The 8,243-nt window shown below is 64.2% G+C and carries 6 protein-coding genes, 1 tRNA gene and 1 pseudogene; 6 read left to right on the top strand and 2 right to left on the bottom strand.

The features are described 5' to 3' along the window. Positions 1–1,151: amidohydrolase family protein (locus ACESL8_RS12665; protein ID WP_372919411.1), on the top strand; the 1,151-nt coding region annotated here is incomplete at its 5' end. A gap of 146 nt (positions 1,152–1,297) precedes the next feature. On the opposite strand, the gene ACESL8_RS12670 is transcribed toward ACESL8_RS12665, so the two are convergent. Together ACESL8_RS12670 and ACESL8_RS12675 are read right to left on the bottom strand one after the other, a co-directional pair. After that, entirely contained in the window at positions 1,298–2,353 is a 1,056-nt protein-coding gene (locus ACESL8_RS12670; protein ID WP_372919413.1) for an alpha/beta fold hydrolase, read from the bottom strand. Between the two features lie 102 nt (positions 2,354–2,455). Continuing rightward, positions 2,456–2,542, bottom strand: a tRNA-Leu gene (locus ACESL8_RS12675). Between the two features lie 147 nt (positions 2,543–2,689). On the opposite strand from ACESL8_RS12675, the gene ACESL8_RS12680 reads away from it, so the two are divergent. The 5 genes and pseudogenes from ACESL8_RS12680 to ACESL8_RS12700 all read left to right on the top strand — a co-directional run. Beyond that, complete coding sequence (locus ACESL8_RS12680) at positions 2,690–3,682, top strand: complex I NDUFA9 subunit family protein (RefSeq protein ID WP_372919415.1); 993 nt, start codon at positions 2,690–2,692, stop codon at positions 3,680–3,682. Then, complete coding sequence (locus ACESL8_RS12685) at positions 3,679–4,485, top strand: undecaprenyl-diphosphate phosphatase (protein WP_372919417.1); 807 nt, start codon at positions 3,679–3,681, stop codon at positions 4,483–4,485. Before ACESL8_RS12680 ends, ACESL8_RS12685 begins: the two co-directional genes overlap by 4 nt. Before the next feature lie 150 nt (positions 4,486–4,635). Beyond that, positions 4,636–6,066, top strand: coding sequence for an NAD(P)-dependent oxidoreductase (locus tag ACESL8_RS12690; RefSeq protein WP_372919419.1), 1,431 nt, complete (start codon positions 4,636–4,638; stop codon positions 6,064–6,066). Between the two features lie 32 nt (positions 6,067–6,098). Further along, on the top strand, positions 6,099–6,695 hold the full coding sequence (locus ACESL8_RS12695) for a DUF2059 domain-containing protein (RefSeq protein WP_372919421.1): 597 nt from the start codon (positions 6,099–6,101) through the stop codon (positions 6,693–6,695). Beyond that, positions 6,692–8,243, top strand: a pseudogene (locus ACESL8_RS12700) (glutamate synthase large subunit); the annotation flags it as partial. The gene ACESL8_RS12695 and the pseudogene ACESL8_RS12700, both read left to right, overlap by 4 nt.

The following is an 8,243-nucleotide window of genomic DNA, read 5'->3' on the forward strand; positions in this document are numbered from 1 at the left end:
CCACGCCCCAGCAATTGGCCCGCATGCAGGGGCTGGTGCGCGCTGCGATGAACGAAGGCGCGCTGGGACTGGGCACGTCGATGATCTACGCGCCTGCCGCCTATGCCGAAACGCCCGAGCTGATCGCTCTGGCACGCGCCAGCGCGGCGTGCGGCGGCATGTATATCAGCCACATGCGATCCGAAGGCGACCGCATCGAACAGGCGGTGGACGAACTGATCGAGATTGCGCGCCAATCAGGCGGCCCGGCGGAAATCTGGCACATGAAGATGTCGGGCCGGCGCAACTGGGGCAAGCTCGACACCATCATCGCCAAGATCGAGGCAGCGCGCAGTTCCGGCATCCGCATCACCGCCAACATGTACAATTACACCGCCGGCGCCACCGGGCTGGATGCTGCGATGCCGATCTGGGTGCAATCGGGCGGGCTGGAACAATGGATCGAGCGGCTGAAAGATCCGGCCATCCGTGCCCGGGTGAAGGCCGAGATGATGGACGAGAACGCCGATTGGGAAAATCTGGCGCGCCGGGCCGGTGATCCGGACAAGGTGCTGCTTTTGGGCTTCAAGAATCCCAAGCTGAAACCGCTCACCGGCAAGACGCTGGGCGAAGTGTCGCGGATGCGCGGCACCAGCCCGGAAGATACCGCGATCGATCTGGTGATCGAGGATGGCAGCCGGGTGGGCACCGCCTATTTCCTGATGGATGAGGCCAATGTGAAGCGCCAGACCGCGCTGCCGTGGATGAGCTTTGGCTCCGACGCCGCCGCACCCACGGCGCAAGGCGTGTTTCTGCTCAGCCAGGATCACCCGCGCGCCTATGGCAATGTCGCGCGGCTGCTCGGCAAATATGTTCGCGAGGAAAAGGCGACCAGCCTGCAGGACGCAGTGCGGCGGCTTAGCCACCTGCCGGTCACCAATCTGGGCATCAAGGAACGCGGGCTGCTGAAACCCGGCTATTTCGCCGACGTGGTGGTGTTCGATCCAGCCACGATCAGCGATCACGCCACCTTCGCCAAGCCGGCGCAATATGCGACCGGCGTCGCCCACGTGTTCGTCAACGGCGTGCAGGTGCTGAAGGACGGCGAGCCAACCGGTGCGGCAGCGGGGCGGTTCGTGAAGGGGCCCGGCGCGGGCAAGTGCCCGGCGTGATCTTTTCTACCTCCGTCATGCTGGCGCAGGCCAGTATCCATGGCGGGGCCGGTGCACGTGCTCCCGCAGCAGGGCGCATGCGGCACAGCGGATGCTGGCCTGCGCCAGCATAGTTCGGGCTTTTAAGTGAGGGACGCGCCCCCCCCTTACTGGCTGCGCGCCAGCAGCGCCTCCAACTCGCCTTCCCAGAACATGCTCCAGGTGTGGGTGCTGTGCCCGCGGGTTTCGGCTGTTTCGGGGATCAGCACGAACCGGCCCTTGGCCATTGCCCGCGTCCAGGCGACCGGCGTGCCGATGCCGGGCGGGTTGATGAAATCATCGGCGCTGTTCACCCAGGTGACCGGTACCTTGATCCGCGACAGCCGGGCCAGCGGCTTGTAATTGCGGCTGGCATCGAGCTGGTAGATGCGGTCGTTGGCATCGGCGCTGCCGGCCAGCCCGGCGGCCATCGCGCGCTGCGCCAGCGCATCGGCGGCGGCGCGGGTGGGCACATCGGCCTGCATGCGCACCGGGGCGGAGCTGGCCAACGTCTGCAGCGCCACGCCCACGCGCATGCCGTTCAAGGGCGGCTTGGTGTAATTGCCGTCCTGCCAATCGGGATCGGCCTTGATCGCCTGAATGGCCATCGCCCGCCACAGCCGGTTGCGCCCGGCCAGTTCGATCACGTTGCATGCCAGCGGCATGATCGCGGCGGCGCGGCCGGGCAGATCGATGCCGAACTGAAAACCCATCATGCAGCCCATCGACGTGCCAATCAGCAGCCGCAACTGCTTAACGCCCAGATGATCGAGCAGCAGCCCCTGGGCGCGCACCATGTCGGCATAATCATAGGCCGGGAACGCCATTTTCAGGCCGTCGGATGGCTTGGACGATCCGCCGTGGCCGATCGCGTCGGGCAGGATGATGAAATATTTGGCCGTATCGAGCGGCGCGCCGGGCGCAAACAGCCGGGTGAATTGCGGCTGCAGGAACTGCGTCCCGCTGCCGCCGGTGCCATGGCCCACCATCACAGCGTTGATGATCTCGCCCCTTGGATTGCGGACGGGTGTGCCGAGAGTGCGGTAATGCTGCTTGAGCTCCGGAAGCGTCTTGCCATCGGAAAACCGGTAATCGCGGGCAGTGAAATCGGCCTCGGTGGGGGCCGGCTGCGCGGCTGCGCTGGCGGCGGCCAACAGCGCGAACATGGCGATCAAACGCAGCATTTTTTGCAGACTCCCCTGAGCGAATTTGCAGGTATCATTGCCGGGGCGGAGGCCGAGCGCAACAAAAAAGGCCGCCCCGGCAGGAGCGGCCTTCTTTAATTTTGGTGCCCAGAAGAGGACTCGAACCTCCACGCCCTTACGAGCGCCAGCACCTGAAGCTGGTGCGTCTACCAATTCCGCCATCTGGGCCTTGTCCAATTTCTTGGAGGTAGGCAGCTGCGAGTATGGGCGGAATCGGGGTTTGTCAATCTTTTGCGTGACGGAGTTTCATGTCTGGCGGGGCACCGGGGCAATATGGCCAGAGACATTCATGCCTTCAGCCGCTAAAACGCCGCCATGACCGACAGCAGCACAGACATCACCTCTCCGCTGGCCGTCGGCGCCCTTGTTACCGTTATTGGCGGTGCCGGATTCATCGGCCGTTATGTGGTCGAGGCGTTGGCCAAGGCCGGATACCGGGTGCGGGCGGTGTCTCGTCATGCCGATAGCGCGCTGTTCCTGAAACCGCTTGGCGATCTGGGGCAGATTCAGGTGGTTTCGGGCAATGTGCGTTCCGATGCCGATATGGTAGCGGCGTTTGATGGTGCTGCGGCCGGAGTCAATCTGGTTGGCATTTTGGCCGAATCCGGCAATCAACGTTTTGCCGATCTGCAGGCGGCAGGCGCTGGCCGCGCGGCGCGGGCGGCGGCGGCGGCGGGGGTGACGGACTATGTCCAGATGTCGGCTATCGGTGCCGACGCGTCGAGCCGTATTCCGTACGCGCGCAGCAAGGGCGAAGGCGAACAGCAGGTGCTGGCAGCGCTGCCGTTTGCCGCCGTGTTGCGGCCCAGTCTGGTGGCGGGGCCGGAAGACCAGTTCTTCAACCGCTTTGCCGGTATGGCCCGCGTCGCGCCGTTTTTGCCGGCGATCAGCGGGGATAGCCTGTTTCAGCCGGTGTATGTGCGCGATGTCGCCGATGCGGTGGTGGCTGCGCTGCAATCCGGCGATGCGCGCGGGCGCATTTTTGAACTGGGCGGGCCGGACGTGCTGAGCTTCACGGCAATCCTGAAGATGATTTCGGATTTGACCGGCCTTAATCGCCCGGTGGTAGCGCTGTCGGATTTCACGTCGGGGCTGCTCGCCAAGGTGGGCGATTACGTACCCTTCATGCCGATGAACAGCGATCAACTGGCCATGCTGAAGCTGGGCAACATCTGCGCCCCCGGCATGCCGGGGCTTGAGCAGCTGGGCATCACGCCCACCCCGCTGGCAGCGTTCGTGCCGGAGATGATGCAGCGCTATCGCCGCGGCGGCCGCTTTGCGAAAGCAGCCCAAGGGCCTGATGCGTGAACTCGCCTGATCTGCTGACCGTCATACTGCTCGGCATCGTCGAAGGGCTGACGGAATATCTGCCGGTGTCCTCCACCGGCCACCTGATTTTGGCGGGCGAACTGCTGGGTTTTTCGGGGGAGGCCGGCGCGACGTTCGATATCGCCATCCAGTCCGGCGCCATTCTGGCCGTGCTGGTGGCCTATTGGGGCCGGTTCATGGGCGTGGCGCGAGGGTTGCTGATGCGCGAACCGAGCGCCTTTGCCTTCATCCGCAACGTGTTTCTGGGCTTTTTGCCGGCTGCGATCATGGGCGTGCTGTTCATCAAGGCGGTGGAGGCGATGCTGGAAAGCCCCACCACCGTCGCGGTGTCGCTGATCGTCGGCGGCTTTGTGATCTTGTGGATTGAAAAGCGCATGGGCAAGCCGCGGGTGTTCAGCGTGGAGACGCTGACGACGCGCAATTCGCTGCTGATCGGGCTGGGCCAGTGCGTTGCCATGATCCCCGGCGTGTCGCGATCGGGCGCCACCATCATGGCGGCGCTGATGCTGGGGGTGGACCGCAAGACGGCGGCGGAATTCAGTTTCTTCCTCGCCGTGCCGACCATTTCGGGTGCCACCGTGCTGATGCTGTGGAAGAACCGCGATACGCTGGATGCGTCCAACCTGTCGGCAATCGGCATTGGTTTTGCGGTCAGCTTCGTGGTGGCGCTGGCGGTGGTGAAAGGCTTTGTCGCGCTGGTCAGCCGCTTTGGCTTTGCACCCTTTGCCTGGTACAGAATCGCAGCTGGCAGTGCCGCGCTGGTGTGGTTGGCATTACGATAGGGCCGAAACGGTTATAATATCCGCAGGGGGCCGTTCAATTCTGCCATTCCGTCTCGATTTAGGACAGTATGGCTGTCATAAAAGTCGCTTTTTGCGTGACAAACTGGCCCTGATATGGTTTCGCCGACGTCTGTAAAAGGATAGGCGGCGATGGGCGCAACAAAATTGCTGAAGTTCGTTGACCGCAATCAGGCCTATCCGGCCAAGCGCGACGCGGAAACTCGTGCGCATGATTTCCTCGAGATCAGCCGGCCCTATATCCTTGCCAAGGCCGAGGAACAGGCCGGGCGCTGCAGCCAGTGCGGCGTGCCGTTCTGTCAGGTGCATTGCCCGCTGCAGAACAATATTCCCGATTGGCTCAAGCTGACGGCGGAAGGTCGCTTGCAAGAAGCTTATGAGGTTTCGGCCGCGACCAACGCCATGCCGGAAATCTGCGGCCGCATCTGCCCGCAGGATCGGTTGTGCGAAGGCAATTGCGTGATCGAACCAGGTTTTGGCAGCGTCACCATCGGCGCGGTGGAAAAATTCCTCACCGACAATGCCTGGGAACAGGGCTGGGTCAAGCCGCTGAAGCCCGTTGCCGACCGTTCGGGGCAAAGCGTTGCCGTCATCGGCGCTGGCCCGGCGGGTCTTACGGCTGCCGAGGCACTGCGGGTGAAGGGCTACGACGTGCACATCTATGATCGGCACGACCGCGCCGGTGGGCTGCTGACCTATGGCATCCCGGGGTTCAAGCTGGAAAAGCCGGTGGTGATGCGCCGGGTGGAACGGCTGCGTGAGGGCGGCGTGCATTTTCATCAGGATTTCGCGGTGGGCCGTGATGCCAGCCTCACCGATCTGCGCGAGCGCCATGATGCGGTGCTGATCGCGACCGGGGTGTACAAGGCGCGCGCCGTCGAGGTGCCGGGGGCTGACGGCCCGGCGGCGATGGAAGCGCTCGATTTTCTGATCGCTGCTAACCGCGCCGGTTTTGGCGATGTGGTGTCCGATGCCGCCACCTTCGATGCAGCTGGCAAGCATGTCGTGGTGATCGGCGGCGGCGATACCGCAATGGACTGTGTGCGGACGGCTGTGCGCCAGGGCGCCGCCAGCGTGAAGTGCCTGTATCGCCGTGACCGTGAAAACATGCCGGGTTCGGTGCGCGAGGTGGCCAATGCCGAGGAAGAGGGCGTGGAATTCGTGTGGTTGGCGGCCCCGGCTGAAATCACAGCCGCGGGCGTGGTTGCGCAGGGCATGCGGCTGGGCCAGCCCGGCGCCGATGGCCGCCGCAGCCCCGAACCGGATGCGGAGAGCCGCTTCACCCTGCTCGCCGATCTTGTGATCAAGGCGCTGGGTTTCGATGCCGAAGATCTGCCAACGTTGTTTGGCGCGCCGGATTTGCCGGTGACGCGCTGGGGCACGTGCCGTGTCGATCACAAGACGATGATGACCGGCATCGATGGTGTGTTTGCCGCCGGCGATATTGTGCGCGGGGCCAGCCTTGTGGTGTGGGCCGTGCGCGACGGGCGTGACGTGGCGGCGGCGATGCACCAGTATTTGCGCGCCCAAGTGGGTGCTGTCACAGCAGCCCGGGCCGCGTGATTTTGCCTGCACCAATTTCAAGGACGATGATGATGAAATCGATGTTTGCGGCTGTTGCTGCTGTTGCCTTGGCCGGTGCTGCCAACGCTCAGGCTGCCCGGCCTGCACCGGCAAAGCTGGATCCGGCAGCCGTGCAAGCGGGCGCTGCGGTGGTTGCGCAATTGGGCGTAAAGGCAAAATTGCAGGCGCAGATGGCGAACAGCATCGGCCAGATGAAATCGGGTGCGGTGATCCGCGCGATGCTGGCCCAGCAGCCCGGGTTCATGCCGGCCTATCAGGCCAACAAGGCCAAATTTGATCCGGTGATGGCCAAGGCCGGCGCGATTCAGGCCGAAATCGCGCAAGGCGTGGTGAACCAGAATTTGAATGCGGTGGTGGCCGCGGCCGGCCAGGCCTATGCCCGTCAGTTCACCGCGGCAGAATTGAACGCGTTGTTGGCCTTTTATCGCACGCCGACGGGCCAGGCGCTGATCCGCAAGGAACCGCTGGTGGCCGCCGAACTGTCCAACGCCACCGGCCGGTTGATCGGCACCAAGATCGATGCCGCCATGCAGGCCAATGCCAAGCGTCTGGGCGCGGCACTCGCCCCGCTGAGCAACGCGCAGCCCCAGCCGGGACGCAAGCCATGACCCAAACGCCGTTCACTGCCCCCTTCATCGCCCCCTTCACTGCGAGCGCCGCAGAACGCGCCCGCATCGCCGATGTTGGCATGTATCGCCCCGATCTTGAGGGCGATGCCTGCGGCGTCGGGCTGGTGGCGGCCACCGATGGCCGGCCGCAGCGCCGGGTGGTGACGGCGGCGATCGACGCGCTGAAGGCGGTGTGGCACCGCGGCGCCGTTGATGCCGATGGCAAAACCGGGGACGGAGCCGGCATACTGGTCGAAATCCCCATCGATTTCTTTCATGAGCATGTCGAGCGCCACGGGCAAAAGCCGGTCGCGGGCTTGCTTGCGGTGGGCCAGGTGTTCCTGCCGCGCACCGATCTGGCCGCGCAGGAAGCCTGCCGCACCATCGTCGAATCCGAAATCATCGGTTTTGGTTACAAGGTGTATGGCTGGCGGCAGGTGCCGGTGGATATCAGCTGCATCGGCGACAAGGCGATGTTGAGCCGCCCCGAGATCGAGCAGATCATGATCGCTGGCCCGCAAGCCGTGAGCGATGACAGCAAGGACCAGTTCGAGAAGGATCTGTTCCTGATCCGCCGCCGCATCGAAAAGAAGGTGATCGAAGCCCAGATCCAGGGTTTCTATTTCTGCTCGCTGTCGTGCAGAACCCTCATCTACAAGGGGCTGTTTCTGGCGGAATCGCTCAGCCAGTTCTACCCCGATCTGAACGACGAGCGCTTCATTTCGCGCTTTGCCATTTACCACCAGCGCTATTCCACCAACACCTTCCCGCAGTGGTGGCTGGCGCAGCCGTTCCGCACGCTGGCGCACAACGGCGAAATCAACACGATCCGCGGCAACACCAACTGGATGAAAAGCCACGAGATCAAGATGGCCGCAGCCGCATTCGGCGAGCACAGCGAAGACATCAAGCCACTGATCCCCGCCGGCGCGTCCGACACCGCGGCGCTGGATGCGGTGTTCGAAGCCTTTGTGCGTTCGGGCCGCGATGCACCTACTGCCAAGCTGATGCTGATCCCGCAGGCGTGGCAGCGTGACGCCAGCCTCGATCCTGCCACCCGCGCCATGTATGCGTTTTTCGCGTCGCTGATGGAGCCGTGGGACGGACCCGCTGCGCTGGCGATGACCGATGGCCGCTGGGTGGTCGCCGGCCTCGACCGTAACGCCCTGCGCCCGATGCGCTATTGCCTCACCCGCGACTGCCTGCTGATCACCGGCAGCGAAGCCGGCATGGTGGTGGTGCCCGAAGCCGACGTGGTGAAAAAGGGCGCTCTCGGCCCCGGCGAAATGATCGCCGTCGATCTCGACGCCGAGTCGACGCGGCCACACAGCGATGCCGCGCCGTCGCGCTTTTATTCCGATGCGCAAATCAAGGCCAAGGTGGCCGGCGCGCAGGATTATGCCGCGCTGGTCGCCGGCTTCACCAATTTCGAGGATCTGCCCGGCCGCGCCGCGCCGGAACCCGCTGCTGTCTTTGACCGCGACACGCTGCGCCGCCGCCAGGTGTCTGCCGGGCAAACGCTGGAGGTTATGGAGCTTATTCTCGCGC

The organism is Sandarakinorhabdus sp. (genome assembly GCF_041689835.1).
In the GTDB taxonomy this organism is placed as follows: domain Bacteria; phylum Pseudomonadota; class Alphaproteobacteria; order Sphingomonadales; family Sphingomonadaceae; genus Sandarakinorhabdus.